This is a genomic window from Rhizobium sp. CCGE 510 (assembly GCF_000292525.1).
Lineage (GTDB): Bacteria > Pseudomonadota > Alphaproteobacteria > Rhizobiales > Rhizobiaceae > Rhizobium.
Genome location: NZ_AEYF01000015.1, coordinates 13,340 through 40,312 on the forward strand (window position 1 = coordinate 13,340; position 26,973 = coordinate 40,312).

General features: G+C 59.0%; 31 protein-coding genes and 2 pseudogenes. 12 read left to right on the top strand and 21 right to left on the bottom strand.

Features of this window, described 5'->3' with window-relative positions:
* Positions 1–51: 51 nt before the first annotated feature.
* The 8 genes and pseudogenes from RCCGE510_RS07030 to RCCGE510_RS33205 all read right to left on the bottom strand — a co-directional run bounded on the left by RCCGE510_RS07030 (position 52) and on the right by RCCGE510_RS33205 (position 6,952).
* A complete protein-coding gene (locus RCCGE510_RS07030) occupies positions 52–1,821 on the bottom strand; it encodes a radical SAM protein (protein WP_007628521.1) in 1,770 nt (589 codons plus the stop codon).
* Positions 1,822–1,977: 156 nt separating this feature from the next.
* Complete coding sequence (locus RCCGE510_RS07035) at positions 1,978–2,781, bottom strand: endonuclease/exonuclease/phosphatase family protein (protein WP_007628522.1); 804 nt, start codon at positions 2,779–2,781, stop codon at positions 1,978–1,980.
* 62 nt (positions 2,782–2,843) lie between these two features.
* Positions 2,844–4,250, bottom strand: a complete 1,407-nt coding sequence (sthA, locus tag RCCGE510_RS07040; RefSeq protein ID WP_007628524.1) for a Si-specific NAD(P)(+) transhydrogenase — start codon at positions 4,248–4,250, stop codon at positions 2,844–2,846.
* A gap of 119 nt (positions 4,251–4,369) precedes the next feature.
* Positions 4,370–4,750, bottom strand: a pseudogene (radC, locus tag RCCGE510_RS07045) (DNA repair protein RadC); the annotation flags it as partial.
* Positions 4,750–5,955: a hypothetical protein gene (locus tag RCCGE510_RS07050; protein ID WP_007628528.1), complete on the bottom strand. Its 1,206-nt coding sequence runs from the start codon at positions 5,953–5,955 to the stop codon at positions 4,750–4,752. The pseudogene radC and the gene RCCGE510_RS07050, both read right to left, overlap by 1 nt.
* Positions 5,952–6,206, bottom strand: a complete 255-nt coding sequence (locus RCCGE510_RS07055) for a hypothetical protein (protein WP_007628529.1) — start codon at positions 6,204–6,206, stop codon at positions 5,952–5,954. The genes RCCGE510_RS07050 and RCCGE510_RS07055 overlap by 4 nt, the downstream gene beginning before the upstream one ends.
* A 169-nt stretch (positions 6,207–6,375) precedes the next feature.
* Positions 6,376–6,678: an HNH endonuclease gene (locus tag RCCGE510_RS07060; RefSeq protein WP_007628530.1), complete on the bottom strand. Its 303-nt coding sequence runs from the start codon at positions 6,676–6,678 to the stop codon at positions 6,376–6,378.
* A complete protein-coding gene (locus RCCGE510_RS33205) occupies positions 6,644–6,952 on the bottom strand; it encodes a hypothetical protein (RefSeq protein WP_081525681.1) in 309 nt (102 codons plus the stop codon). The genes RCCGE510_RS07060 and RCCGE510_RS33205 overlap by 35 nt, the downstream gene beginning before the upstream one ends.
* Before the next feature lie 116 nt (positions 6,953–7,068).
* Between RCCGE510_RS33205 and RCCGE510_RS07065 the strand changes: the two genes are divergently transcribed.
* From RCCGE510_RS07065 to RCCGE510_RS07085, 5 genes are all read left to right on the top strand, one after another.
* On the top strand, positions 7,069–7,278 hold the full coding sequence (locus tag RCCGE510_RS07065; protein ID WP_007628531.1) for a helix-turn-helix transcriptional regulator: 210 nt from the start codon (positions 7,069–7,071) through the stop codon (positions 7,276–7,278).
* 7 nt (positions 7,279–7,285) lie between these two features.
* Complete coding sequence (locus RCCGE510_RS07070) at positions 7,286–7,651, top strand: hypothetical protein (RefSeq protein ID WP_007628532.1); 366 nt, start codon at positions 7,286–7,288, stop codon at positions 7,649–7,651.
* Positions 7,652–7,763: 112 nt separating this feature from the next.
* Positions 7,764–8,369 (top strand): hypothetical protein, encoded by a 606-nt coding sequence (locus RCCGE510_RS07075; RefSeq protein ID WP_007628533.1) that lies wholly within the window; start codon positions 7,764–7,766, stop codon positions 8,367–8,369.
* Positions 8,370–8,468: 99 nt separating this feature from the next.
* On the top strand, positions 8,469–8,852 hold the full coding sequence (locus tag RCCGE510_RS07080) for a hypothetical protein (protein ID WP_007628534.1): 384 nt from the start codon (positions 8,469–8,471) through the stop codon (positions 8,850–8,852).
* A 57-nt stretch (positions 8,853–8,909) separates the two neighbouring features.
* Complete coding sequence (locus RCCGE510_RS07085; RefSeq protein WP_007628536.1) at positions 8,910–9,107, top strand: hypothetical protein; 198 nt, start codon at positions 8,910–8,912, stop codon at positions 9,105–9,107.
* A gap of 38 nt (positions 9,108–9,145) precedes the next feature.
* On the opposite strand, the gene RCCGE510_RS07090 is transcribed toward RCCGE510_RS07085, so the two are convergent.
* The 3 genes from RCCGE510_RS07090 to RCCGE510_RS07100 form a co-directional block, all read right to left on the bottom strand.
* Positions 9,146–11,779, bottom strand: a complete 2,634-nt coding sequence (locus RCCGE510_RS07090; RefSeq protein WP_007628541.1) for a right-handed parallel beta-helix repeat-containing protein — start codon at positions 11,777–11,779, stop codon at positions 9,146–9,148.
* A gap of 65 nt (positions 11,780–11,844) precedes the next feature.
* On the bottom strand, positions 11,845–12,576 hold the full coding sequence (locus RCCGE510_RS07095) for a hypothetical protein (protein ID WP_007628543.1): 732 nt from the start codon (positions 12,574–12,576) through the stop codon (positions 11,845–11,847).
* Positions 12,573–13,988: a tape measure protein gene (locus RCCGE510_RS07100; protein ID WP_081525682.1), complete on the bottom strand. Its 1,416-nt coding sequence runs from the start codon at positions 13,986–13,988 to the stop codon at positions 12,573–12,575. Before RCCGE510_RS07100 ends, RCCGE510_RS07095 begins: the two co-directional genes overlap by 4 nt.
* A 78-nt stretch (positions 13,989–14,066) precedes the next feature.
* Here RCCGE510_RS07100 and RCCGE510_RS07105 point away from each other — a divergent pair, with 78 nt between their 5' ends.
* Positions 14,067–14,924, top strand: a complete 858-nt coding sequence (locus tag RCCGE510_RS07105) for a hypothetical protein (protein WP_157179885.1) — start codon at positions 14,067–14,069, stop codon at positions 14,922–14,924.
* On the opposite strand, the gene RCCGE510_RS07110 is transcribed toward RCCGE510_RS07105, so the two are convergent.
* The 4 genes from RCCGE510_RS07110 to RCCGE510_RS07135 form a co-directional block, all read right to left on the bottom strand.
* Entirely contained in the window at positions 14,912–15,289 is a 378-nt protein-coding gene (locus RCCGE510_RS07110) for a hypothetical protein (RefSeq protein WP_037078040.1), read from the bottom strand. The genes RCCGE510_RS07105 and RCCGE510_RS07110 overlap by 13 nt on opposite strands.
* A 459-nt stretch (positions 15,290–15,748) precedes the next feature.
* A complete protein-coding gene (locus RCCGE510_RS07120) occupies positions 15,749–16,369 on the bottom strand; it encodes a hypothetical protein (protein ID WP_007628552.1) in 621 nt (206 codons plus the stop codon).
* On the bottom strand, positions 16,369–16,884 hold the full coding sequence (locus RCCGE510_RS07125; protein ID WP_007628553.1) for a hypothetical protein: 516 nt from the start codon (positions 16,882–16,884) through the stop codon (positions 16,369–16,371). Before RCCGE510_RS07125 ends, RCCGE510_RS07120 begins: the two co-directional genes overlap by 1 nt.
* Before the next feature lie 536 nt (positions 16,885–17,420).
* The gene (locus tag RCCGE510_RS07135; protein ID WP_157179886.1) at positions 17,421–18,311 is read right to left on the bottom strand and encodes a hypothetical protein; all 891 of its coding nucleotides are present in this window, start codon (positions 18,309–18,311) and stop codon (positions 17,421–17,423) included.
* A 627-nt stretch (positions 18,312–18,938) separates the two neighbouring features.
* Between RCCGE510_RS07135 and RCCGE510_RS33210 the strand changes: the two genes are divergently transcribed.
* Positions 18,939–19,643: a DUF4145 domain-containing protein gene (locus RCCGE510_RS33210; protein ID WP_037078050.1), complete on the top strand. Its 705-nt coding sequence runs from the start codon at positions 18,939–18,941 to the stop codon at positions 19,641–19,643.
* 500 nt (positions 19,644–20,143) lie between these two features.
* Here RCCGE510_RS33210 and RCCGE510_RS07145 read toward each other — a convergent pair whose 3' ends face one another.
* The 5 genes and pseudogenes from RCCGE510_RS07145 to map all read right to left on the bottom strand — a co-directional run bounded on the left by RCCGE510_RS07145 (position 20,144) and on the right by map (position 23,716).
* The gene (locus tag RCCGE510_RS07145; RefSeq protein WP_007628556.1) at positions 20,144–21,148 is read right to left on the bottom strand and encodes an AAA family ATPase; all 1,005 of its coding nucleotides are present in this window, start codon (positions 21,146–21,148) and stop codon (positions 20,144–20,146) included.
* Positions 21,148–21,966, bottom strand: a complete 819-nt coding sequence (locus RCCGE510_RS07150; protein WP_007628558.1) for a toprim domain-containing protein — start codon at positions 21,964–21,966, stop codon at positions 21,148–21,150. The genes RCCGE510_RS07145 and RCCGE510_RS07150 overlap by 1 nt, the downstream gene beginning before the upstream one ends.
* The gene (locus RCCGE510_RS07155) at positions 21,950–22,210 is read right to left on the bottom strand and encodes a hypothetical protein (RefSeq protein ID WP_007628559.1); all 261 of its coding nucleotides are present in this window, start codon (positions 22,208–22,210) and stop codon (positions 21,950–21,952) included. Before RCCGE510_RS07155 ends, RCCGE510_RS07150 begins: the two co-directional genes overlap by 17 nt.
* 125 nt (positions 22,211–22,335) lie before the next feature.
* Positions 22,336–22,872: pseudogene (locus tag RCCGE510_RS07160) on the bottom strand (UPF0758 domain-containing protein); the annotation flags it as partial.
* A gap of 7 nt (positions 22,873–22,879) precedes the next feature.
* On the bottom strand, positions 22,880–23,716 hold the full coding sequence (gene map, locus RCCGE510_RS07165) for a type I methionyl aminopeptidase (RefSeq protein WP_007628561.1): 837 nt from the start codon (positions 23,714–23,716) through the stop codon (positions 22,880–22,882).
* 248 nt (positions 23,717–23,964) lie between these two features.
* Here map and RCCGE510_RS07170 point away from each other — a divergent pair, with 248 nt between their 5' ends.
* The 3 genes from RCCGE510_RS07170 (at position 23,965) to RCCGE510_RS07180 (ending at position 25,249) form a co-directional block, all read left to right on the top strand.
* Entirely contained in the window at positions 23,965–24,624 is a 660-nt protein-coding gene (locus RCCGE510_RS07170; protein ID WP_007628563.1) for a TetR/AcrR family transcriptional regulator, read from the top strand.
* Between the two features lie 128 nt (positions 24,625–24,752).
* Positions 24,753–24,926 (top strand): hypothetical protein, encoded by a 174-nt coding sequence (locus RCCGE510_RS35125; RefSeq protein WP_007628565.1) that lies wholly within the window; start codon positions 24,753–24,755, stop codon positions 24,924–24,926.
* A complete protein-coding gene (locus RCCGE510_RS07180; RefSeq protein WP_007628574.1) occupies positions 24,923–25,249 on the top strand; it encodes a DUF6105 family protein in 327 nt (108 codons plus the stop codon). The genes RCCGE510_RS35125 and RCCGE510_RS07180 overlap by 4 nt, the downstream gene beginning before the upstream one ends.
* Here RCCGE510_RS07180 and ruvX read toward each other — a convergent pair.
* The gene (gene ruvX / locus RCCGE510_RS07185) at positions 25,192–25,680 is read right to left on the bottom strand and encodes a Holliday junction resolvase RuvX (protein ID WP_007628576.1); all 489 of its coding nucleotides are present in this window, start codon (positions 25,678–25,680) and stop codon (positions 25,192–25,194) included. The genes RCCGE510_RS07180 and ruvX overlap by 58 nt on opposite strands.
* Positions 25,681–25,907: 227 nt before the next feature.
* Here ruvX and RCCGE510_RS07190 point away from each other — a divergent pair, with 227 nt between their 5' ends.
* Together RCCGE510_RS07190 and gatC are read left to right on the top strand one after the other, a co-directional pair.
* A complete protein-coding gene (locus RCCGE510_RS07190; RefSeq protein ID WP_007628579.1) occupies positions 25,908–26,612 on the top strand; it encodes a metal-dependent hydrolase in 705 nt (234 codons plus the stop codon).
* A 69-nt stretch (positions 26,613–26,681) separates the two neighbouring features.
* The gene (gatC, locus tag RCCGE510_RS07195) at positions 26,682–26,969 is read left to right on the top strand and encodes an Asp-tRNA(Asn)/Glu-tRNA(Gln) amidotransferase subunit GatC (protein WP_007628581.1); all 288 of its coding nucleotides are present in this window, start codon (positions 26,682–26,684) and stop codon (positions 26,967–26,969) included.
* Positions 26,970–26,973 lie beyond the last annotated feature (4 nt).

Genomic DNA, 26,973 nt, shown 5'->3' on the forward strand with positions numbered 1-26,973 from the left:
GCCCGGAGCCGCCAAGCGTCGGCCGTCAGCCGCCGTTGCAAGAATTGCCGTTCAATGCGCCGTCAGTTGCGCGACTTTCCTGACATGGCTGACGGCTGCAGCGCCGCCGGCGGTCTGTGTGAAGAGGTGGAGCGTTTCCTCTTCGTCGTCGGCGACAGGCGTCAGGGCCTGATCCATATAGGTCTTGGACTTGGCATCCCTTGCAATCAGGAACGCCGAAATCGTCAGGCCGATGATCGTGCCGGCGAGCGAAGCGTGTTTTCTGAAGGTTTCCCAGGCAAAGCGCGGCCAGAAGACCAGCGGATTTTCGCGTGGCAGTTCCGGGCGCCGCTCGGCCGGCGTCTTCAGCCGCAGCAGGCCGCTCTGCAACGGATGCACATTTTCCAGCGGCACGGTGGTTGCGAAGGAGACGAGAACCTTGACGAGTCTTGCGAGCGGCACCCCGGTCGCCACCGCGCGGCGCAGCAGGGTCTTCATGTGCTTCGGCGAATAATAGAGCGCCCAGGCCTCATGATAGATGTCTTCCCACTCCTGCTTGCTCATCTTCGGATGCGCGGTGCAGACGTGCTCGACATCGTAGATGTTAAGGTCGCCATCCATCTCGATGCCCTTCTTCCACAGGACCTGATGGTCCTCGGAGCCGGGCAGCGGCGTCAGGATGAAGAATTCGATGACGTCGAGCGGCAGTTCGTCCTGGATGATCGCGATGTCGCGGCGGATCGATTCCGGCGTGTCGGCGGGGAAGCCGAGGATATAACCGGCCAGCGTCATGATGCCCTGCGCCTTCCAGGCGAGCAGCATTTTGCGATATTCGGTGATCTTGTTCTGGTTCTTCTTGGCGGCGGTCAGATTGTCCGGATTGACATTTTCGAGGCCGATGAAAACGCGGGTGACGCCGGCGCGCCGGGATTTTTCGATGAAATTGGGGATCTTGTGGCAGAGCGTGTCGACCTGGATCATCAGGCCCAGCGGAATGCCGTCCCGCTCCTTGAGCTCGATCAACCGGTCAAAGATCGCTTCCCAATCCTTGTTGCGGGCGAAATTGTCATCGGTGATGAAGAATTTGTGGATGCCCTGCGCCCAGTTCATCCGCACCAGCTTTTCGACATCGTCGGCAGAGCGGAAACGCGACTTGCGTCCCTGCACGTTGATGATGGTGCAGAACGAGCACTGGTAGGGACAACCGCGTCCGGCATCGAAGCTGGTGCTCAGCCCGAGCGTGCGTTGGATATTGTCCTTCGGCAGGAAGGGAACCGGGGTGCCACCGATGCCGGGAAGGTCGTTCATGAAATTGTAGAGCGGCTTCAACTCGCCGTCAGCGGCATCGCGCAGCACCATCTCCAGCCGACCTTCGGCCTCGCCGGCAAACATCGAGATGCCCATTTCACGGCAGGCGTCGAGCCCGACCGCCTTCCCATCCAGCATCGACAGGCAGCCGGAAACATGGAAACCACCGATGGAAACCGGCAGGCCGGCCTCGCGGAACGGCCGGGCGATATCGAGCGCGCGCGGATACTGATTGGTCTGAACGCCGACCAGCGAGATCATGCCGAAATTGTCGTGACGCTTGAACTGGGCGAGCAACTTGGCGACATCGATCCGCGTATTGGTCTCATCGATCACGGTAATGTCGATCGCGGTATCCGGCCCGAGCACCTGGCGCTCGGCGCATTCGGCGGCGATGCCGTAGAGAGCTGCGAGCGAATTAGAGGGGATCATCGCTCGCCACCAGCGGATGACATAACCGTCATCGTCATAATGCGACGGCTTGATCAGGATCAGCTGAAAACGTCGGCGTGCAGCTTCCAAGACATGGGACAAGAGTATCTATCTTTCTTCAGAAGCTTTTGCCGGAGCAAAATAGTGTTGAAGGCATATATCAGGCATGACGTATCAACGCGATTCAGGAGGTCAAACTAAGGCGTAAAAAACGCGCGCTGCACGCAAAATGCCTCGCACAGTGAACTCTTCAATATACTACCCGATATCGAGCAGCAATGCGCGGTGGTCGGAGACCTCGGGCGCCTCGACCACTTCGAATTTGACAATCTTAACCCCCGGTGTAACCAGCATGTAATCGGCAAAGCGGCCCTGCTTCAGATAGTAGGAGGTCCGCGTATCTGCAAGGCCGTTTCCGGTGACGAGATCCGAAAGCCCCAATCTGCCGAGAATGGCAAAGGTCGCGCTGTCCGGTAATACGTTGAAATCGCCGCAGACGACCAGCCCTTCGTCGCCCGGCCAGATGCGCTCGATGAGCGCGGCTAGCGCTGCGGCCTGTTCCTCGCGCGCCGCCGTGTCGCCCTTGCCGGCGGGATCACGCAGGCCATGGATGTGGGCGATGGTCACGGCAGAGGCGTGCTCATGGCTGAAGAGACGGATGCAATGGGCGTTCCGTGGCCGCGGATGTTCGCCCCAGCCATTGGCGGAAAAACTGCCATGCACGAAGTCCAGCCCCTGGGCGATGACCGAATGCGATTTGCGCACGAAGGTCGCCAGCCCGAATCCGGCGGCAATGGCGGTGTCGCCGTCGAACAGTTCACCTCTCGATGTCGGGCAGAAGAAGCCGTCATGGCCGGGCAGGGCGGCGCTGATCTCGGCAAATAGATTGGCGCGCTGCGGCAGCTCCAGCCCCGCATCCCGATAGATCGACCACCGGTCATCCGCACCTGGCGCCCGCAGCACTTCCTGCAGGCAGAGGACATCCGGATCGGCCTGCCTGACATAGCCGATCAGGGCCTCATGCAGCCTGCCGCCCCATGCGTTCAGCGAAATGATGCGCAATGCCGTTCGGCTCCGTTTTGACGGCCGGATCTAGACGAAAGCCCACCGTCTATGAGACGCCCTCAGAGTTCCGACTTGATGTCGCCCATCCGGTTCCAGGCGTCGAGGCCGGCGATCTTGTAGGCTTCGGCAAGGGTCGGATAGTTGAAGGTGTTTTCGACGAAATATTCGACCGTGCCTTTGAGATTGAGCACCGCCTGGCCGATATGCACCAGCTCGGTGGCGCCTTCGCCGACGATGTGCACGCCGAGCAGCCGGCGGGTCTTCAGGGAGAAGATCAGCTTCAAAAGCCCGGTGTCGAGGCCCATGATGTGGCCGCGCGAGGTCTCGCGGAAGCGGGCGATGCCGCATTCATAGGGAATGCCGCGCTCCTTCATCTCTTCTTCGGTCAGGCCGCAGGTGGAAATTTCCGGCACGGCATAGATACCGTAGGGGAAATATTTCGGCGGTTCCTTGGCGACCGCGCCGATCGCGACGCGGGCAGCGATGCGGCCCTGTTCCATCGACGTCGAGGCAAGGCTGGGAAAACCGACGACGTCGCCGGCGGCATAGACGTTGGCAACCGATGTCTGGAAAGTTTCCGGATTGACCTTGAGACGGCCGCGGCTGTCGGCTTCGAGGCCGATGGCCGGCAGGTTCAGCGCGTCGGTCGCCCCCATGCGTCCGGCGGCGAAAAGCACCATGTCGGTGGTCAGGCGCCGGCCACTGTCGAGCGTTAGCTCGACCTTGCCATCTTCCAGCCTCTCCACCTTGTCGGCCTTCTGGCCGAGCAACAGTTTCATGTTGCGGTCACGCAGCTGGTAGGTGAAATCCTCGACGATTTCCTTGTCGATGAAGTCGAGCATCGTCGCCTTCGGGTCGATCACGGTGACGGCGGTGTCGAGCGCGCTGAAGATCGTCGCATATTCGATGCCGATGACGCCGGCACCGATGACGACCATTGAGCGCGGCAGCTCCTGGATATCGAGCAGTTCGTCGCTGTCGAGAACAGTCCTGCCGTCGAAGGGTATGTAATCGGGGCGGAACGGCTTCGTGCCGACGGCAAGCAGCACGCTGGCGCCGGTGACCTGGGTAATCTCGCCGTCATCCTTAATCACCTGCAGCGTCGACGGATTGATGAAGCTCGCCTTGCCGCGAATATGCTGCACGCGGTTGCGGGCGAACTGGTGTTCCAGCACCTCGACCTCGTGGTTGAGCGTAATCAGCAGGCGGCGGCGCAGATCATCTGCACTGATCTCTTCCTTGACGCGGTAAGATCGGCCGTAGAAGCCGCGTTCGCGCCAGCCGGAAAGGTTGAGCGCCGTCTCGCGCAGCGTTTTGGAGGGGATGGTGCCGGTATGCACGGACACGCCGCCGACCCGTTTCCCCTGCTCGATGACAAGCACTTTCTTGCCGAGTTTTGCAGCCTGGATCGCGCCGCGGCGCCCTGCGGGACCGCTGCCCACCACAACAAGATCGTACTGAAGCATCGTCTGGCCCCGGATTGGAAATGGAATCATTTGCGACACAAAGATGTCGCCCGTCTATCGGTAGCCGGTCAATGTTACAGATTGTTTTACGGCCACCGATTCAGCCGGCCCTGTGCTTTTCAGATCAGCTTCAGCCCCTTCAGGCTGACATGGCCGTCCTTGCCGATGATGATGTGGTCGTGGACGGTGATATCGAGCGCCTTGGCCGCCTCGATGATCACCTTCGTCATGTCGATGTCGGCGCGCGATGGCGTCGGGTCGCCGGAGGGGTGGTTGTGGACGAGGATCATCGCCGTTGCCGACAGCTCGAGCGCGCGTTTCACCACCTCGCGCGGATAGACCGGCGTGTGGTCGACAGTGCCGCGGCCCTGGACCTCATCGGCAATCAGCACGTTGCGCTTGTCGAGGAAGAGGATGCGGATGTGTTTCTCTGTTTCAAAATCCGCAACCTTTTCAATCGATTGCTGGAGACGTCCCCTAAACGTCCCTTGCGCGTCCCTTATTCCGTGTTCTCGCTACGTTTCGCCAACCGCATCTTAGCAACGCGATTGGTCTGCTCGATGACGCCGCGGTTATACCGGGCGCTGGTCTGGCGGTTTTTATGTCCCGCCGATTTCATGACGTCGGTCTCGGATGCGCCCACGCTGTAGGCCTCGGTGATGGCGCCGGCGCGAGCGTCCATATTCCAGACGGTCTTGGGTATGCCGCCTTTATTTGCGACCTTCCGCCACCGCTCCGTGAATTTCCGGTTCTTATAGGGCACGCCTGTCGCCTCAGACATAATCATCGGCCCGACGCGTTTTTCCATCGGCACGCGCTCGATTTCCTCAAGAACGGCCGGATGCAGCTTGAGATCGTGCTCGACTTCAAAGCCAGTCTTCGTGTGCTTCTTACGCAGTATCATGTTTTCGTCGATATCCGACCAGACGAGGCCGTTAACCCAACGCGTGCTTTTATAGGTAATGCCGCCTTGGTCGACGTCGTCCGCAGGCTCCCATTCGCCCACCACGTCTTTCTGACGCAAAGCAAGCTCGAACTGTAGCACGGTGGCTAGCGCGATCGACGGAAAGGCTTCGGCATGCGCCGCGATCCGCACTGCGTTGACATGGTCGATCGTCATGACAGACGTGCGGGCAGGCGGTGTTTTGAACCGGATCTTGCCGAGGATGGTGTCGGCGCGGAAGCAGTCTTCGAAACCGAGCGTGACGCCGTAGCTGATTAGCTGGCGCACGGCATCCATGGCATGTTTGGCGCGCCACGGGCGAGGGAGCTTGCCTTGTGCCTTCGGCTCGCCCCAGGAGGAGTGCCAACGCTTGAAGTCCGGACCCAGCAGCTTGCCGACTTGGCGGGCGCCAACCGTGGCCTCAATGATGATCAGCGACTTGAGGATGTTTTCCCGGCTGTTCCACTTAATGGACTGAAACGGGGAATCGGCGTTCGTCTGGTAAAGTCTAGAGAGGCTCCTGATCGTGCCATCGTACCCTGGCGCGGCGTGTTCGCCGTTCGCAGCCCATGCCAGCATTTCCGCCTGCAGGATACGACAGCGAGCCGCAAGTTGCGTTCGGCCTTCCGATGTCACCGGATAGTGAAGTCGCACGCTCGACGGCCTATAACCACGCTTCGCCAGGTCGGCCCGGGCTTCCCAATATTCGCGGAACGTCCCGTCCTTGTTCTTTTTCCGCTTGAGGCCGGGCGCGTCGGTCATGACCAATTCTCGGCGCCGTCGACGGTGGAGGGCAGGGCAGTCTGGTGCAGCCCGTGGCGGCGGTCGAGGAACGCGCGAACGGCGGGCCAGTAACGGCAGCCCGTCATTGGATCGATGCGCGGCAAGCCGTCGCGCTCCCAGACGATAGCAAGGGCGTCCCAAGCCGTCCTTGATTTGGCGCCGAGGACGCGATGAGCGATCGACGCTTCCGAAAGGTACAGCGGGTTATTGTCGTTGGCGGCAGCGGGCATCGGTCCTCCTTTTCGATCGGAAGTTTAGGGTGGTGTAAACAGGGCATGTTGGTCAATGGCCCCCGGCTGGTGAGGCCGGCGGCGCGCTTTGTGGTGGCGTGGTAATTGGAGGCGGCCAGCCGCATCATGCGGCGAAACGGCTGACCGCTGATCGGCCAGGGCGGGCCGATTACAAATCTTTGCATCCGCTGATGAATTCCCAGAACTCACCCATGCGGTAGGTCTTGAAGGTGCACCAGTCCATTGCAGAGCCGCGCATATTGTTGCACTCGCGGCACGCGGCCGCCATGTTGTGTCGCTTCGTCCAGCCCTTGCGGCGTCCGGTAATTAGATGCTCGAGGGTGGCAGCGTCCGGTCGGTTCTGATCCCTGCCGCGGGGCAGGATGACCATGGGGCGGTCGCAGTAGCAGCAACGTCCCCCCTGCTTATCAAATAGCTCAAGAACAAGAGCTCGTTTCACCCCGGTCTTCATATGGATTCCCACAGGCGGTGAGATGGCGTCCTTCGACCGTGCGGAACGGGCGGCCAGCCATGTCACCGGTGATAAGTTGGATGTAATAGATTTCTCTTCCCATCATTGACCGAGAGCGCGTCATCACGATGGCGACGTGGTCGCCGAAAGCAACGCTGTCGCCCGCAGCGAACCGGAACTCGGTGGCGGCGTAAACGCGAATAGGTCGTCTGCCAAGCAAAGAGCGCGGCAGCAGGCTTCTGTCGGTGTGTCGAATCGGTGTGTGGGTGGTCATTGGTCGATCCTCGTTGCTTCTAACCTGATTTCGTAATAATGTACTGATAGCTGCACTTTTTCGGTGCGTCAATACGAAATCGGTACATTATTACGATGAAGATAGTTCAGTGCAAGATGGCGCGAGCCGCGCTCGGTTGGGGCGTGCGTGACCTTGCCAAAGAAGCTTGTGTGTCCCCTGATACTATCTCTCGTCTAGAGCGAGGTGAAGAGATACTGCCTCGAACACTCACAGCCATTCGGACCACGCTCGAGTCGGCCGGTGTCGAGTTCTTCGAAGATGACCGCGGCGACGGGGTAATTAAACTGCGCAATCGGCAGGAATAGCCGCCTTATGCCGAAAATCATTGACGACCTAGTGTACTTCTTAGAGCGTCAGGACGACGGAAAGTATCAGATCGAAGGCGAGCACCTTCTGGCTGATCTCAGCAACACTATTCCGGGGATCGGAGACCGCATCACCCTCACCATCCATGATGTCGGCATCTCAACCGTGGACGTCATCGGCCGGCACTTTGTGCGGCACCTCGACGAAGCTTCAGATTCCGAGTGGATTGCGTGGTTCATCATAGTTAAATCTGTCGACCTGCAGGAAGCAGACGACCTATTCGATGTCATCAATGAGAACTACTGCCGGTTTGTCAAAGCGCCGCCGGAGCATGCCGCGGATGTAGCGGTCGGGAAAGCGAAGAAGCCATGATTGAACCCCGCCCAATGGGAAGTAGGGACGCCGCTGTAAGCTGCCGCATCATGTTCATTCACTCCGACGGCATCGCTTCCGGCGTTCGCCTGCGGGATCGGCAGGACTAGGCGTGGCAAGTCGCAACTTTTCGGTACGATTGTTCGAGATCGACAAGGAAGGCAGCCTTGAGCCGATACTCGCTGTTGACGAGGACTACTTCGCCGGCACAGTGCCAAACGTCGGCGACACCTATTCAACGCACGGGCTTGATGATTACACGTTCTACGCCGTGCAGCGGCGCATATTTGTAGATAGTCATGACGGTGCTGGCGGCTGGTTGATTATTGTCCGGAAGGTTGATGCGACATCGCTCTTAGAAAATGTTGTAAGCGCCTGGCAGGAGGATACTCAATTTTGGAACGAAATCGATCAACAAGAGAGCATGGAGGAGGGTGAGCGCCGCAAACAAGATCGGGAAGACCGCGACGAGTATGCGCCTCGTCATAACCTCCATCCACGCGAGGTGCTGGCCCTTCGTTTTATGATCGAACATCCGGACTGCAATACAGTCGACGTCATCCCACAGGCTGGCGAACACACTATCAATGTCTTAGCCGCAGCCGCCCTAATCCGACCGGGCGGAAAAAATCACAGTGGACAAAAGACGTGGCGGGTAACCGAGGAGGGTAACGCCGAGATTGAGCGCCGCGACAAATTGTCGAGCTGGAAATTCTAGTGATGGCATAGACGCCAAGCTGGACGAAATCAGCAGGCCCTGACCAGTGTCGCCTTCCAACGAATCATGCAATATCGCTTCACAACCGGAGAGAGGTAAATGAAGCGGACGAGTCTATTAGTTGGGGTTGCGGTTCTCTCGGGCTGCGTCAGCGCCGAGCAACTGGACAAGATATACGGTTCGCAGACCCCGCCCACAGCCGCAGAGCGCGCCGCTGCGGTAGCTTATATCAAGACCACGTTCTATGATCCATATTCCATCCGCGATGCGAGCATATCTAACTCACTGACGCTTCTAGACACGGGATACAGGTCAATTTGCGTTCGTTTCAACGCGAAGAACCGAATGGGCGGCTATGTCGGGATGACATCGACGTCGCTTCGCTTCCAAGGCGCAAGCGTCGTCAGCTCCCTACAGGATGCGCCCGGCTGCAACACCGCGCGACTCTCGTACTCGCCGTTCCCAGAACTTGAGAACCTCTGATCAGCAGCGGGCTTGCGCTACGATGTCAAATCGTCCCGTTGCCTTTGGAGAACCACCATGCCAAGCCTCGCACAACTGAACGGTTCGCTACACCTTCACAACTTCTATATCGGCAAGTTGAAGGCTAAGCAGGAACAGCTGTTCGACAGCGATCCTGACCTGGCACTGCTCCTCGACAACGTTGCGGAGGTCCTGTCGGAGCACGCCGTGGTTTTGGCCGACGAGATCGCCGATCGGGAATACGAAGAAAGCTGAGGGTGAGCGGGACGAGAGCCCGCCCACCTTTCGAGCACCTACACCCGCCGGATAGACAGGTTCGTGTACGCTGCCACCGTCGTGATTGGGACAGCCGAGGCGTGCGACTGTGCAACTACAATCTGGACAGAGTCGCTAGTTCCGCCGATGACCGGCGTTAGGTACAGCACCGAAGAAAGATTGAGCGTGGCTGCGCCGTCGGAGCGCCCCAATCCATCAATATTTTTTGCGCCGCCGCTTGGCTTCGCTGCCTGCAACACCACGGCATCCGTGGTGGCAAGCCCGCTCAGGCGAACTTGAGCCTCGATGTGATAGTAGCCAGGGAACAACGGCGTGAATTGGAACGCGGTGTTGTCCCACTCGCCAAGATCGTCACGACCGGCAGCGTCGCTGAACTGGACGATAGTGTTCGCATTCGATGCCGATGCATTCTGCGCCCCGGCGAGCGTGGCGCTGACAAAGGTGTCAGTTTGGGTGTTGAAGTCCAGGCCGCCCCAGCCTTGCGAGCAGTAGCGCTGTTTCGGGTCGGCATGCGTCCCGACGCCAAGAACACGACCACTGACCTTGTTGTTCGGATTCGAGCCGACGTTTGCAGTATTGCGCACGATCGTCTTGGCATTGACCGGAGCATACTCACCATCGACGATGGAGTTGCTATGCGTGGAGCCGGTGCCGCTCGATGAGAACTGGATAAGCCCGTTGTCTGTGTAGGTGGTCGGATCGGCATTGTATAAAATATTGCCAACACAGATGTTGTTTCGGGTTTCATAGGTATTCGGGCTATCGAATACCATGCAGGCTGCGCCGGCGTTCTGCACAGTATTGTCGTTGATGCTGTTGAACGACGCACCGTATGTGAATTTCAAACCGAATATGTTGCAGGACGCCAACTGGTTGTGGTTGATCTCGCCGAACCGTTCGAAAACGTCCATACCTTCGGCCACACTTTCAATGTGGTTATCGTGGACCTGAAACCCGGTGTTCTGCCCCATCTCGGTTAGGTTGATGCCGTCGGACTGATCGCCATGACGCGCCAGCCCAGCCCCGGTAAAGTGCAGGTTGTAGATTGTGTTTCCGTAAATCTTGGCTTTCCAGCCTGGGCTATGCAGCGCCGCGAAGTCATTGGTCGTCGCAATCGCAGTCACGTTGGGGGCGCAGTCTGCCGCATCGCCGGCAGAAACCGCCGGATAGATTCCACTCTCTGCAAAGTCGTGAAAGTTGTTGTCGTGAACCTTCGCTCCACGGTTGCCAGCAAGCAAGACCGCATAACCCATGCCGAAGCCGGTGAATTCGCAACCATTGATCTCGAAATCGCGCGTGTTGCGCGCAAGAACGATGGTCTGCATTTTCCCAGACGGGCTGTTGCCGATGAACCGGATACCTTTCACATGCGAGCGCTCATTTCTGGCGCCGCCGCTGGTCTGCACACCAGTGACATAGAGTACGACAGCGTTGGTCCCGTAACGACCGGTGGCATTCAAGCTCCAGCCGCCGGCGCCAGCATTGACCGCGGCGATGCGCGAGTCGCCGGCAATGTAGGGGTTGTTATTGTTGAAATAGGTCTTGTCGACAAAGACTGTCGCCGTACCGTCGCTCTCCAGGACCGAGTCGCTGACTGACATGGTGAGAGTGGCGCGCGGGTAGTACGTCTTGCCAGGGGTGAGTCTGACATGGCGCCAGGCATCCAGGGCGGCCTGCATGGCCGGCCCGTCATTGCTAGCCCCGTCACACAGCGCACCGAACATCTGAGGCGTGACAACGCTTTCCGCAAGCTCGAACCAAACGGTACCGCCACCAGATAGGGTGATCGAAAACTTGCCCTGATGCGCTGGCGCCGACGCGACCTTTTTATAAAGAGCGCCACCACCATCACCGGCTGCGGTATAGCCGGCCGTGCGGATATAGTCAGGCGCCACGGACGGAGTCCAGGCGGCGGCTATAGCTTTCGTCGCAAAAAGCGGATCGAGCACCGTAGACATGGCGCCAGTCGCAACAGCTGCGGCTGCCGTGGCATCAGCGGCAGCATCTTCAGCATCGACCACGGCTGCCTCGGCTGCCGCCTGAGCGGCTTCTGCTGCTGCAACGATCGCGGCACTTGCCTGATCAGACAGCAGGCGGAACGATGAGCCGTTGTCGACGTAGGCGATAATCATGCCGGCAAGCAGGCCACCAGCGGCGATCTGATTGCCAGAGTTGGTCAACAGCGCCTTGGCGCTGCCGCCGTTCTCTGAAACCGTCACGTTGCCCGCGTTAGCTTCGAAGATGTTGGCAATGCGCAGCACCGATGCGGATGTGGGGATCGTCGACGTGAGCTGGATATCGTTGGCCGTGCCCGCACCAACATCCGACAGTTTCACGAAGCTGTAGGGAAGATCCGCGATGCGCGTCCACGAACCAGTGCCGGACGACCCGTTCTTGCGGTAGACGCCGTTGTTGGCCGTTGTCGCATCGCCGATAACCCAAGCCATGCTGTTCGCGGCATGAACGAGGTCGGCATCAAGCGCGGCCTTGGTGACAAACACAGACCCGCCGCTGGACGTAAAGGCGTTAATGACGGATTCGTAGCCGGACAGAAGAGTGCGAACCTCTGCTTTGGCCGGCTTATGGTTGCCAGAAGAGGGGATACCATCCGTGACGTAATCCCGGTAAACCTGCTTGGCTGTGATGGCCATGATTTCTCCAATAAAAAAGCCCGCTAAAGCGAGCTCGTGATAGTTTTGATTGTTGGGCGGTCCGGCTATTCGTAGCCGGTGCCGTCGTCGAACAATGTGCCGTCGTCGTGCGGAATGCCGGGATCTTTATCTTCGGGCGGGTCTGGATCGATCTTCTGACCAATCACGTCGGGCCAGGTCACCAGCCGGCGTCGTTCGTAGCCGTCGGAACGAACGACGGTGAGGTCGAGATGGCCGCCGATGCTGTAAATTAGCTCTGCATCCCGATAAGCCGGGTTGGGCCTCTTGCGTCCGCGCATGTATTCGAAGATCGCCGGTCCATAGTCGGCAAGTGGCGCTCGATGGCTCCAGCCAGTGGCCGCCATTTCCTCGGGTGGAGGGTATTCACCTTGGCCGAATCCGAAGGGCCTGTCATGCAGCTCAAACGGCGCCGCAGCTTCATCTTCGAATGTGGAGAAGAACAACGAGATCGGCCCGCGCGTTTCGGAGATGGCGCCGATCGCCACACGTGCTGGGCTATCCCCCGCGAAGCCTTTATCGCGGATGACGGATAGCGAGGATGCCAAAACAGCCAACGTGCCGTCCACCGAACATGTTGCCTTGGCAGCCACAAGCACCATGTCAGTGATTACGTCGATAACCGGCACCGATCCGCTACCGACGATCGCCAGAGGGACCGCCGGCGAGGTCATGACCTTCTCGCGAAAGCCGGTGACCGTACCGTCGGGGAGATAGTTCGCGCCATCCGACAGGATTTCGACCCTGTCGAAAAACGGCTTCAAAATGTAACCAGTCACGCGTGCTCCAATTCAAAAATAACGCCGTTTAGGCATTCTTGAGCTGCTGTCTCATTCTGGAGTGCAACCGTGCGCTCCTTGATCTGCTCAATCTCGCGCTGGTATTCGTCGGCGCTTTTGCTTCCGCCGCCGCCACCGCCTGCGCCCTTCTTTTTGCTGCCGCCGGACGACGACGCGGTGACCGGATAATCGGCAAGGGTGATCGGTTTAACCTTTGGCGCTTCCGCGAGCCGGCCGCCTTTTGGCGTCGTCGCTTCACCGCCGCCAAGAACACTGTTCTTCACTGCATCGGCAGTGAGGTCACCGGTCTGACGGATCGCGCTGTCGATCGTTTCCGTGAACGCATCATTGATTCGATCGGTGATGAGGCCGTCTTGTTTGATGACGAGGCCGCCACCGAGGTACGATTTGACGGTATCGCCAGGAAGAGATCCGACGATGGCCTTGCCGACATTTGCCAGACCGACGGCTTCCCCGAAGGCGCGGGCCGTTGCTGCCGCACTGTCGAATTGCGCCCCCACGGCTTGTAGCTGGGTGATAATCTGATCGAAGTTTAGGCCGTTGACGAAGGCCGCCGTCCGATCGATCTCGGCTCCGAAGGTTTCGCCAGCCTTTGCGGAGGAATTGAATTCGCGGGCCGCATTGATGAGTGCGGTTTGCAAGTTGCCGAGCCGCTGGTCGATCGTGAGAACAGAGCCTGCGACTTTCTGCTCAAGGATCGGTGCACCGGCTTGGAACGCGTCGAAAAACGCTTTTGAAGATAGCTTGCCGTCGAGCATGATCTGCCGAAGCTTTGCAACGGATCCGTCAGCCTCTCGGAGGCCGGCCGCTGCTGCCTGGAGGATTGTCGGCGCACCCTCAAGGATCGAATTGAACTCTTCCGCCCGAACAACTCCGCCGCCGAGGGTCTGGCTCAACTGCAGTAGCGCGCCGCTGGCCTCGGTCGCGGACGTACCGCCCACGCGAAGGGCAAGGGCGATGTTGTCGGCAAACGTGACAATCTGCTGCTGAGATACGCCGAGCTCCTTCTGAACGAGAGAAAGACGACTATAGAGCTGCACAAGTGTCTCGATCGGCGCGGCGTTCTTTGTCGCCGATGCAAACAGCGACTGATAAACCCGCTCCAATTCTGCGCCCGAAAGGCCAGCAACCTTCAAAGCGTTGTCGACGCCGGTTGCGGCGTCGCTGAGGGTCTTGAACCCTTGCACCCCGCCAATGAGTGCGAAGGCTCGAGCCGCGCCGGTGGTCAGCGTGTTGAAGCCGCCGCTTATCTTTTTGTTTAGACCGGCGAAGCGAGTCTCGATCGATTTCGCCGCCTTGTTGGTTTGACCCATCGCGCGATTAAGAGAATTTTCGTATTTTCGGATATCTGCCGATAGAGAGACTACGAGGCTCTCGAGGTCAGTTGCCATTCATTTTTCCTTGGATATCGGGCGCAACCGCTAGACGCGGAGCTTGCGGCGAGGCTTCATCGGCGGATGAAGTTCACGTTGAAGAAGCGACACGCGTTTGCGATCGGGATGCCGATCGGCTTGCTTGCCTTTCCAGTTCTGCGGAGGGTCGTGTGGGCCTTTCAGGCGCGACCTGCCGGCCAAGTTATCAGCGAGGCGATAAGTGCCGTGGGTTCGCTCAAATGGTTCGACACGACATTGGTTACAGGCCTGGTAGCGGTAGGAGCGGCCTATTTCAGCGTCAGGGCGATAAAGGAGCAAATCAAGGCTTCCGACGAAGCCGTTCAACGTCAAATCGACAATGCGATTGCACTTGAGCAGGATAGGAAAGATGCAAGGCGAGATGCAAACCGCGCTGTGTTGCCCCTAACTTTAACTGCAATCAGCGAACTGGTTGAACTAAACGCCCCTAAGATAAGATATCTGCTCGCCCAGTGTGAAAGGTCCTGGCTGCCGAAAACGGCTGGAATACCCCCGTTCGATCCGATTTCTGGGGAAATTATCTCGTCACTTAAGGAAATGGTTGAGACGCTCGATAAGGCGGATCGCCCCTTCTTCGCTGCTCTTGTTACGGCGATGCAGGTTGAAGCAGCTAATCAACGTGGGCTGCGGGATAACGGAATCGACGGAAAAATGGTTTCTGCCGACAATCTCAGATCGCATTTAATCCGGCATGCTGAGATATATGCCAGGGCCGGGGCTCTCTTCGAATACGGCCGAGGCGACACCGATGACATCCCCAAGGCGATACGTAAGCTCGACCTAGCGAACGCACTGTTTCTTATGCGTGTTTTTGATATTCGAGATGAGTTGGTTGAACTATATGGCCTCGAAAGTGACGAAGAGTGGGACGTGTCCCAATACAGGAAGAGGAAGAGATCTGCTCACTCAAAATAACGCATAGCCGGATCTTCGTTTTCAGGCTCGGGCACCACCGCGAAACGTGACGCAGCAGGCGTGCCGCCCATCGAGCCAAGGAAGCGAAGGAGCAGCGTCTGCCCCGGCACGGCAAGCACTCCCGCCGCTTGCCGCGACTGAAGGATGGAAGCCAGTTCGGTGATTCCTCGGTGGCTCCTATTCAGCCACGGCATCAGTCTCCGAAATTCTTCCCACGCCTCTGCAGCAGCCGGTTTGAGGAACGCTGGTGGATCGCCGAGCGGGTCATCTACAACCGGCTCGATGCGCGACTCAAATTTCTTTCGGCGTACGACAGACTGACCCGTCAACGCAGCTTTCGCCTTTGGCGTTCTTGGTCTAGCCATGGCTGACCCCCATAATTTCAATCGGAAAAATGCACGCAATTGGGAACGGGCGGTACGGGAGAGCGGCTGATTTTTGAAAGTCGATGCACCCCCCCCGCCAGGCGACGGCTCCATGTGCTCTGATGCGTGAAAGCACGCCCAACGTCGTGACATGCGCGCCGCTACGGCGGACCCAGACCGCAAATGTTTTTTATACAGGGTTAGCCTAGGTTATCCCCGGAGCCGGTACCCAGGACGAGCGAACGCCAAAAGCGACCCACCCTGGCTAGGCTTTCAGCCCTCGCTCTTTGAGGCTCGCCGCCATCCTGTCCCGCGCCTTCTGCGCCGGAAGCCGGCATCGACGTTCTCTGATCATGAGAGAGATCTCGATCGGATCTCTCGGAGCATTGCGGATAAGCTCGTTGCCAATCCACACCTCATGCACCGCTCGGCGGCCAAGTTTATGATCTGCTCGCTCCATTAGACGGCAAGCTCCTTTGGTATTTCCGATTTGGCTATGAAGCCTGCCGCGGCGGCCTCCTTCAGCCAGATGGCAAGCTTCCCGCCATCATGACCAAAGAGACCGTGAGCTTGGAGGGGCGCAAGGTGGCCAGTCCATGCAACGTCATGGGCCGATAGCTCATTCGTAATCGCCAATAGAGCCTCGTGGGCTGCGTATGCAGCCAGGAATGCCGCGGCGAGGGCTTCAACGCGTTCGGCGTATGTCGGCGCCACTTCTCCGCAGATCACCCTGCTTGCGCCAAAGCGAGCCTTTGCGAGGCGATCCTGCGCGATCTCAATGGCAGCCCTGAGATCGACACGCTCGCCGGCTATAGCCTTAAGTCGGGCGCGAACGCCGTCCGGCGCTTCGTCTTCTTCCGGAGTTGCGTCGCCAAGGAGGACAGCCACACGGCCTGTCTTTTCGGCGGTGGCTGGCCGATGCGCCAGTCGGTGCATAAGCTCATTTTCTTCGGCGTCGAGCTTGGCACTCGATGACTTGAGCTTGGCAACAAGATCCTTGGCGGCCGCGAATGCGGGGTCCGCCTCGGCAAGGCTGCGGACCAGAATTGCCGGTCGGGCCGGCGGCGTTTTGGGCGACATTATGAAATCCTTGTAAAACGATCCCGCAGCCGCGGGCGACCGGCGCGCACTTCCGGAGCTGTTGCGATGGCGGCATGAAGACGGATGAGTATTTCCGGCCCGAGCCGGACATCGCGATCGAAGGCCGGCCGTGGCTTGGGTGAGGGCGGATAAAATGCGATGGTCTGCACGCCATGATCCGCTCCACGGAACGTCACGGAAGCACCGGGCGCCAATGTGTCGACGACGACTTCGAGAACATCATTGGGCTTCTCGACAAAGCCGGCGAGAACCTTCCCGAAAGTCGGGCCACCGTTCCCCGACCGCATGTTGATGTAATCGGTAATGACCGGCGAGCCCACCGCGATGGCGATGAGGACGGCTGCAATATGCTCGCTGCTGATTTGGCCGGGATAGCCCTGCGATGTTGGCAGATATCCGGCAGCGCGGAGGCGTTGGGCGTGCCCTCGCGCTGCGGAAGGCGGAAGGCGCAGAATACCATCCAGCGCCTCACACGTTTGCCGAAGCGTCGCCATGTTATGCGGCCGCCCACATAAACTTGTCACCCGGCTCGGGGTAGACATCAACATCAGTATTGGCCGGGATCGGAACGCGGACAGTGCCAGCCGAGTTTGGCGATGCGCCGTACGACAGCCAGGAGTCGGCGGTTGCGCGAGCACGGAAGATGGCGGCGCCTGAGGCATCATTGACAGGCGGCGCTACGTTTGTGGACGCAACGCCAGTCGACGGTGCTTCCTGCCAGGCGATTTTGCCCAGAATTGCCTGCGACGCGTAGCGCGCGGCAGTAGACCCAGCGAATGCGCAGGTCAAAGTGAAAGATGGCAAAGCCATTTGGTTTCCTTATTGTGTGATGTTTTGTGAAAACGAAAGCGCCCGCAGAGTTGGTGACCCTGCGGGCGCTCGATCAAACCGAGCGACAGCGCTGACCATCGGAAGCTCGGGATTGCGAATGAAAAGGCCGGTCACGCTAACTGCGGCGTGATCGGCAAATGAAGTGCGGCTTTGTCACCGCTTCATAGAGATACGTTCCCGCGAGCCCCTTTAGGGACGGTCAGGCGGCAATTTCCTGCAACTTTTGGACAGCGGCATTGATTTTCTCTATCCCCCGCCGCTCTGCAGTCTTGCCCGAATAGCCGAAGGCCTCGCCAATCTCCTGCGCTGTGGCGTCGGTAATGGCTGCGTCGAGCACCGCCGCATCAAGTCCAAGTGCCAGACGGACCGCGGCACGCCTCGCATTGCGGTCCATTTCAAGAGCGGCAAGATGCTCGCCATTGTCTTGCTGCGTCGCGTTGCCCGTCGAGCGCGTCAGGCCGCCGAGCCAGCCGGCGCCATTGGCGATCGGTGTATTATCGTTCGCAGGAAGCAGGAATCGGATGGAGTCAGCGGACCGCTTCGGCGGAGCCTTATAGCCCTTTGGCTGCCTAGTGCGCTCCACCGGCGTCTTGCGCCTGCCGCGCGATGTCTCGCCATGGGAAACAAGCTTTCCGGCTTGAAACAGTAGATCCCCAAGCCGCACCTGAGACCCAGAAAACTTGAAACCCGGCTCTTGTCGCTCTGTCACTTTCCACGTTCCGTTGACCTTAGTGGAGAGGACGCGGCATCGCATGCCCGGCGATGCTGCATCCAGCATCTCGTCGATGCTTGGGCGCATTTCGTGTCGCATGTCCGGGTCGCCTTCAGCCGCGACCATTGGATTATTGTCGTTCGCAGCCACCATGTGAGGCGGCGCCATCAATTCGGCGTATCGGTAAAGTGCGCGGGCCGCTTCAGGGCTGTCGAGTCGCGAAAGACGCTCCGCCGTGGGCCAGGCCAATACAGGTTTGGGATCACCCGCTGGTAAAGTTGCCAGCCAGGCGCGACGGGCGGCGAGATCAGGAGTGAAGTCTTCGAAATGACGCGGCACGTTATCGTTCGCGGCGACGGGCCGCGTTGAAGATGTCATGATTTGCAGTTCCTTGAAGTCAGAGTTGCCTGGCAGCTTGGCGCTGCTCTCGTCAATAGGGCGGAATGTGGCTGCAACCATGTCTTACGATGATGTAAACATACAATTTTGTCAATTGCGCTTCACAGTTTCAAAGAATAGTCAAGTGCATATCTTGTGATGTTCGTGACTCAGAAACTCGGAATATGTAGGGGTCCACCAACGACAGGATGGACCATGACCCTTCTACAGCTCGCCTATCTAATGATCGCCGTGTCTTACGTCGTCGCCGTTATCGCGCTAGCGGGTGGGCATTGAGCGGCTGCCATGGCACCACACTCCAAATTGCGAATTTTGGGGATACGAAAAACTTGCTGCCAGACCGGTACAGACCGGCGCCGCCTTGGAACGCCGGCGCGCCCCCTCCCTCATGATGCCAAAAAGCTCAATGATTTCTCGTGCGCGCGCTACGCGTGATCGCGCGCGTGCAAATTCCTGTATTTGCACTAACGATGAGAGAGGGCGCCGGTACGCTGGCGGGCGGTTCTGGAGATCTGGGGCGCCCCTCCGGTTCGGTTAAGTGATGGCGCCTATTTTCGCGGCATCGGTCTTCTGCCAAACTTCGCGAATCGATTCGAGGAAAACACGGTGTCTCTACTCAATTCAAACTGCCCGCGTTGCGGGGCGAAGCATGTAACGTTTGATGTGGAGGCCCAAAAGTCTCGTGGGATTGTCGAAGCTGGCTGGGTAGAGAGGTTCGAAATCTTCGCAGTTTGTCGGCATTGCCATAGGGCAACTATATTCGTGGTAGACACTATTACCGCCGGATCAGCCGGGGTATGGCGTGACATTATGTCAGGCGTCGTCAAGTACACAGGTTATATCAATGATCACTTCAAGGTTGTAGGGCACATCAGCCTGAAAGATGAAGGCGCTGACGAGCCACCGGAGCACGTACCTGGCGATATCGCCGCAGTCTTCAGTGAGGGGGCTACATGTGTGGCCGTGGAATGCTGGAATGCTGCTGGTGCTATGTTCCGGCTGGCCGTGGACATGGCAACAAAGTCTATCTTGCCTCCTGATGGCGAGCCGCCGGTAGCAAAAATAAGACGATCTCTTGGCTTCCGGCTCGAGTGGCTTTTTCAGAACGGAAAGTTGTCTACCGACCTACAAGAGCTTGCGGAGTGCATTAAGGAGGATGGCAACGACGGCGCTCACGATGGATCTCTGACCAGGAACGAGGCGCTGGATCTTCAAGAGTTCACATTCAACTTGCTTGAGAAGCTTTACACTGCGCCGAAGAAACTCGAACTCGCAGCAGCGCGACGTCGAGAGCGGCGTGGAGAACCCTAGCGGACACAGAGCTTGACGAATCAGTAGATCTGACTATCTTAGTCGCTAGGAACTCTGTCCGATCCGAGCTGAACTCTATGTTATAGAATAATCAGCGCGACAGTCGGAAGAATAATCCTCCAGCCGCCAAGTCGGATGACAGCGGCGATCGGGGTGGATGCCCCTTATTCTTCCTAGATAGTCGCGGCAATAGCCGTATCGCTTGCAGATCTGCTTCAGGTTTAGCTCGCCTGGACGTCCGGGCATGTTCCAAGGACGAGAACATGCGGTTTATATACCTGCGCGGCAAGGGCTTCAAAGTTGAAGTCGAGCCCGCATTGATAACTGCTGCGATCATGCTGATCCAGCTTTTCATGTAAATGCAGGCCGGCGCGAATGCCGGCCTCATTGGCGCGCCTCTATGGAGGCGCTTCTCGCTACCCCCCCCCTTACTCTCCTATCTCTCCTCACTCTCAGAGACAAAGAGTTTAAAGTTAGGAGAGTGAGGGGGGTATATAGGGTCAGTGTCTGCCAGGAATCTTGTACTGGCCGTATCCGACCTTTTCAGCTTCAGCGGTCTTCACCATCACCCGCAGAAGGTATTTGACGTTGGCCTCCTTCATACCGGCCTCCTTCGCGATTTCGGTTGGCGTGAGCGCGGTCGCGGCGTCGGTGAGAACTTCAATGATCTTGCGCCGCTGCTCGGATCTCTTGACATCATCAGCGTTGCCGATAACTTCCCACGTTCCTTTATCGAAACGCAGTGCCTTTTCGATTTCTTCGATGTCACGACCGCGGCCGTACAGTTTCGGGCCATCGGTGGTGCGGTTCAGCACCATGATAGTGTCGGCAGCGCCTGTAAGGCCGTTGGTGCCGGAAACCGCTTCTAGAGGATCCTCTGCCTCGGCTTTTCGCACGTGATGGACGACGATGACAGCGAGCCGATGCTCGCCTGCATACTTTTGTAGCGGCGAGATCGTGTCATAGTCCGCCGCATACGAATCCTGATTGGACTTCTTCGGCGGGCGAACCATCGACAACGTATCGATTACGATCAGCTTGGGATTGCCAGCGGATTTGCGCCATGTCTCCAACTCTTCGATCAGTCCCGCTCCGATCTTCTTGGATTCGGTCTTGAGCGACAGGCGCGACATGTTAGGCCGCACCGTGGCTGGCGATAGCACGACCTCCAATCGGTCCTTCAGTCTCCGTCGGTTGTCTTCAAGTGCGAGATACAAGACGTCGCCTTGCTCGCAATCGGCACCAAGTGTTTGGCCGCCCGTTGCCACCGCGATGCAAAAGCCAAGCGCCATCCAGCTCTTTCCGAGTTTCGGGCGGCCGGCGAGAATGGTGAGGCCTTCTGCGATAAATCCCTCAATCACGTAGTCGACCGGCGCGAAGTCCATCCCGAGAAGGGTTTCAGCGTCGATTGCGTCGCCAATGCCAATATTGTCGTTCGCCGGTTCGAGCTTCTTAAAGGGCTTGGCCGGGTCGTTGCGTACTGCCAGTTTCGGTAATGGTGCCATTACGCGGCCTCCCGATCTGCAAAATCTCGCCCGGCGTCAGCAGGCATTACCAGCGTCACCTCCCGGCCAGCCGCGTGCCACCGTTCGCCGACGGTATTCGCGGCCTGGATGCCTGCGCGGTCGTGATCCGCGAACACCGTCAGGGCTTCGACGTGAGGCAGCACGGGAAGGCTGGCGACGCCGCCAGCAGTCAGTCCCGCCCAGGTCGGACGAAAATCGGTGGCGAGCGCGGTTTCGATACCCTCGGCAATCCCAAGACCAAAGGGGGCCTCAAGGTCGTATAGGCGCACGACGGCGCCCTTGGCGCGGCCACGCATCTTCTTGTCGATCTTCCGGCCTTCAGCGTCCAGAAAAGTTCGGTGGACGCCGCACGGTTCTCCGGTCAGCGCATCGGTCATCAGCGCAACCATGGAACGGCAAGTGGGACGGAAGGCGAGCGCATCACCATCATAGGACAGGCCACGCGATTCGAGGTAGACCTCTGCAAGGGTACCCTTCAGCGGCTCGCAAGACTCCCAGATGCGTCGAGCGTCATCGATACGGCGCTGCACGTCGATCAGTCCGGAGAGGTCAGGAAAGGGAGCGACATGCACGATAGGACGCGCATCGCTATATCCTAGCCTGGCCTTCACATGATCGCGGCAATCTCGGAAGTCGTCTTCGGCAAAGCTGTTCGTTGTGAATGTCCCGTCGGCATTGAAGGTGACGGAAAGGCTGCGGTCATGTTTCGAATGGCCGGGACCGGGGCATAGAACACGGTTGCCGCTATAGTCGTCGCCACCAAGAAGGATGGCGGCTCGTTTAATGTCGATCTGCATTGGCGGTCATTGCCTCATATTGGTCGATTGCGAGTCGGGTGATTTTTGCGGCCAGGCTGCTGGCAAAGGTCGCCACTCGTCGGTGCCCCGATTGCGGTGCGAAGGTCAGCAGCCGGCCGTCACGCATTCGGAGCAGCCGGAGTCCGTACAAGCGGCATTCATCGGTCAGCGCGAGATCGAAAACGGCGATGGCTCTATGCCCGCCGCTTGGCTCGTCGATTAATTTGAAATCGAGGATTTCCATGCTTCTCCTTATGTGCACAACGGCGCGCCCGCCGACCACGTCGGCAGGTGGTTAAATGGTCACGGACTAGGGGACGTCACCTTACGGCAACGGGAACGCGATCTAACAAGATCAATAGCTTAACGCAGGATGCGGAATTGTTCGCGGGTCTCCTGCGCCATGGCGGCGTGGCAGTACTCTATGACCGAAGACCACGAGGACAGGACCTGCTTGCTCCTGAGCTCGCTTTTCAGGGTCCGGTGGGCGATGGTCGAAATCAGCTTCAGGTCCAGCGCCACCGCCTCGCCGACACCCTTCACCTCCGTCAGCAAAGCCGCAGGTGCGCCGAAGACGCCGGAGAGCGAGCCGAACCGTTCGATCAGCGCCTTGGCGATCGGTTTGGTGTCGCGCCGCGGGATCAGACGGAAAAGCAAGAGTTCGAGGATCTCGTAGTCGGCAAGGGCAGTGTCGCCCATCTCGCGGAAGCGATCACGCAGCCGTTCGCGATGGCCATGATAATGCTCTTCCACGGCGAGCGAGGCGGGCAGGGCGGCCTTTGAATTCGGCACGGACGATTTTTGCGCGCGTCCGCCGAAGAACGAGCGTTCGTCGGCGGCAAGAGGTTCCTGCGTTGGGAAAGGCAGCTCGTCGTCGGAAGATGTCGCAACAGGCCCCTTCGCCATCGGATCGTCACCCGGCAAACGACGGCAGGCCGGGGCGGTCGAGCCCACCCGGCGACAGGGTGAAGATCTCGCAGCCGTCGGAGGTGACGCCGACGGTATGTTCGTACTGCGCCGAAAGCGACCGGTCGCGGGTCACCGCCGTCCAGCCGTCGGCAAGAACCTTCACATGCGGCCGGCCGAGATTGATCATCGGCTCAATGGTGAAGATCATGCCCTCGCGCAGCTCCGGCCCCTCATTGGCGCGGCCGTAATGCAGGATATTCGGCGAATCGTGGAACAGCCGGCCGACGCCGTGGCCGCAGAAATCGCGCACCACCGAACAGCGCTCGGCCTCGGCAAAGGTCTGGATCGCCTCGCCGATTGCGCCGGTGCGGGCCCCGGGCCTGACGGCGGAAATGCCGCGCATCAGCGCTTCATAAGTCACTTCGAGCAGTCGCTCGGCGGCGCGCTTGACCGTGCCGACAGGATACATCCGGCTCGAATCGCCGTGCCAGCCATCGAGCACGAAGGTGACGTCGATATTGACGATATCGCCTTCGCGCAGCGGCTTGTCGTTCGGAATGCCGTGGCAGACGACATGGTTGATCGAGGTGCAGGTCGATTTGGTGTAGCCGCGATAGTTCAGCGTTGCCGGCTGGGCGCCGTGATCCATGCCGAAATCGAAGACGAAGCGATCGATGTCATCGGTCACCAGCCCGGGCTTGACGATGTCGGCCAGCGCATCGAGACACCGCGCCGTCAGCTGGCACGCCTTGCGCATGCCTTCAAATGCTTGCGCGTCATAAAGCCGGATGGCGCCCGTATTCTTCGAGGGCGCGGAAGAGGCTTCGATATAGTTCACCATTGCAGGGCCTTAGCGGAGAATATTAGAATTGTTCATAATGCAGCTATGCCGGGTTCGTCCATCGCGATCAACAGTCGGGGCGAGATTTCTGAGCGGATCCGATCGCTCCGGCATGCCGTCTTCTACGTCCTTTTCTCGCCAAATCATCGGCCAGGATGAAATATCCACAATCTTCCCAAGGGGATAGGATTGATTGGATGATGCCAGCCCGCTACTCACCGATTGGTGACAGCGGGGAAGGGTCGGTCGTGCTTGATGAAGCGGTAAAAATTGAAATTTCGTCCGGGGCCGGCGGCGAGCCGGAACGCCGCGTGCGGGATCGCGGCGCCACCGAGCGCGCAATCCTTGCCGCCGCCAAATGCCTGCTGGCCGAGGAAGGCTTCCAGAATTTCGGCATCAATGCGGTCGCCCGCCGCGCCGGTTGCGACAAGCAGTTGATCTATCGCTATTATGGCGGTCTCGACGGATTGGTCGAGGCGATCGGCGCCGATCTCGGCACGTGGGTAAAGGATCGCATTCCGGAAGACACCGGCGGCATGTTCCTGCTCACCTATGGCGACCTGATGGAGCGGCTGTCGGTTCTCCTGCTCGACGCCTTGAGAAACGATCCGCTGATGCGCCGCATCCTCGCTTGGGAAATATCTGAGAACACCGAGCAGGTGAGGCGGCTATCGGAAGCGCGTTCGAAGGCGCTGGCTCTCTGGCTGGAGCGCATGCGCGGCTCGCTGACGCCGCCGAAGGGGGTCGATGCAACAGCCGTCAACGCCGTGGTCATCGCTGCGATCCAGCATCTCGTGCTTGCCGCAGCAAGCGGCGGGCAGTGCGCCGGCCTGTCGCTGAAGACGTCAAAGGATTGGGAGAAGGCGGCGATGGCGCTGAAGCGCATCGTGCGTGGCGTCTACGGCTGATACCTGTTTTATCCACAGGGGCTGCTGCGGCGTTAACCTTAACAAATGGTTTACGTTGCCTGGCCGCGGTTAACCCGACAGTGTGGTGGCGAGCAGAGATGGAATGAGTAAGCCCCCGAGTTGACGCCATGGGAACCAAAATCGCCAAAGCCTTGTTTCTCGTAACGGCGATGATGTTTTTCGCAGTCCTGGCGCTGGATATCGCAATTCCGACGCTGGTGCTTTGCACCATGGCATTGTCGACCTGGTTGGTCTCCCTCGATCTGCCCGTTTCGCGCAAGCATGGAGGAGAGGCCGCATGAGGTGGTTTCTGATCTTCTGGGCCGGCCCCATCGTCTTTTTGGGCGGATGGTACTGGCTCTCCTATTACGACATGAACTTCGGCATCTTCATGCTGACGCGGCAGGTGCATGACCTGACGTTTCAGCTGTATGGCGAGGCATTGGGCATTCCGCCGGAGAGCATCCCGCCGCTTGTTGCCCGCGCCATCGCGGTCGACAGTCTTGTCGTCTTCGCCATCCTCGGCTTCCGTAAACGCCAGTCGATCATTGCCTGGTGGAAGGCGCGTCAGCTGAATTCGTCTTCCGACCTTGCCAGCAAGGAAAGCCTGTCGAGCGCGCCCTGAAGGATGAAACTTGCCGCGGCCGAATCGATTCGTTCGGCCCGCTTGGCACGCGAAACGTCCATTTCAAGCAGCGTCCTTTCGGCTGCGACGGTCGATAAACGCTCGTCCCAATAGAGGAAGGGCAGGGCTGTTTTCTGCTCCATGTTGCGCACGAAGGCGCGCGTCGCCTGCACCCGAGGTCCCGCCGATCCGTCCATATTCATCGGCAGGCCGATGACGAAGCCGCAGACTTTTTCCGATTGTGCGAAATCCAGCAGCGCCTGCGCATCGATGGTGAACTTGATGCGCCGGATCACCGGGCGGGGCGTAGCGAAACGCCGCCCGAGATCCGACATCGAAAGCCCGATCGTCTTGGTACCGAGATCGAGGCCGGCAATCGCCTGCCGCGGGGCAAGCGTCTTGGCCAGTTCCTCGATTGTCAGCACCGTCATCGCCATTTCATCCCGTCAAAAGAAATTGAAGTCGCCGCTGCTTTTCTTTGCTGGCGTATGAGATATGTGCATAGAGCATGATGCCGAAAAGTGTGAGCGGTTTTCTCACGACATCATGCTCCAATTCTTTGATTGGGATACGGATTCAGATTTTAGGCAGATCCGGCCTAAAACCATCCGGACTTCCCCAAACGGGCTTTTTCATCACGTAATAAAGGAGACGTTTCATGAAGATCACCTGGCTCGGCCATTCCGCCTTCCGCATCGAGACTGGAAAGGCGACGATCCTGCTCGACCCATTCCTCAGCTATAACGCCTCGTTTTCCGGCCAGGACATCAAGGATGTTTCGGCAGGCGTCACCCACATCCTGCTGACGCACGGCCATGGCGACCATGTCGGCGATACCGTGGCGCTTGCCAAGGAAACCGGCGCCGTCGTTCTCGCCAATGCCGATCTCGCCGCCTGGCTCGGCTCGAAGGGTGTCGACAAGATCGAGATGGGCAATACCGGCGGCACGATCGCGCTCGGCGGCTTCTCGGCGACCTTCACCAATGCGCTGCACTCCTCGGCCCAGATCACCGAGGACGGCGTCTCGCATGCGCTCGGCAACGCCAACGGCCTGATGCTGCATTTCGACGACGAAGCCTCGATCCTCGCCATGGGTGACACCGACATCTTCTCCGACATGGCGCTGATCAATGAATTGCACCAGCCCGATATCGGTTTCGTGCCGATCGGCGACCGCTTCACCATGGGCGGCGCCGTGGCAGCCCTTGCCTGCCGGCGCTATTTCAACTTCAAGACCGCGATCCCCTGCCATTACGGCACCTTCCCGATCATCGAGCAGACGGCCGAAAAATTCGTTACCGGCATGGAAGGATCGGAGACTGATGTGAAGGCGCTCAAGCCTGCCGAGAGCCTGTCGATCTGACGAAACCCCGTTGCACCGGGCGGACATGGCCTTTATAGCGGGTAGGAAAAATCTCATCCGGAGAATGCCATGTCCGTCGACCTTGCCACCGTAAAGCGCGTTGCCCACCTTGCTCGCATTGCCGTCTCCGAAGACGAGGCAAATCGCATGGTCGGCGAGCTGAACGGCATCCTCGGCTTCGTCGAGCAGCTCTCCGAAGTCGATGTCGACGGCGTCGAGGCGATGACATCTGTCACCCCGATGGCGATGAAGAAGCGGACCGATGTCGTGACCGACGGCAGCAAGGCAGACGATATCGTCGCCAATGCGCCGGTCACCGACCATAATTTTTTCCTGGTGCCGAAAGTCGTCGAATAGGGTT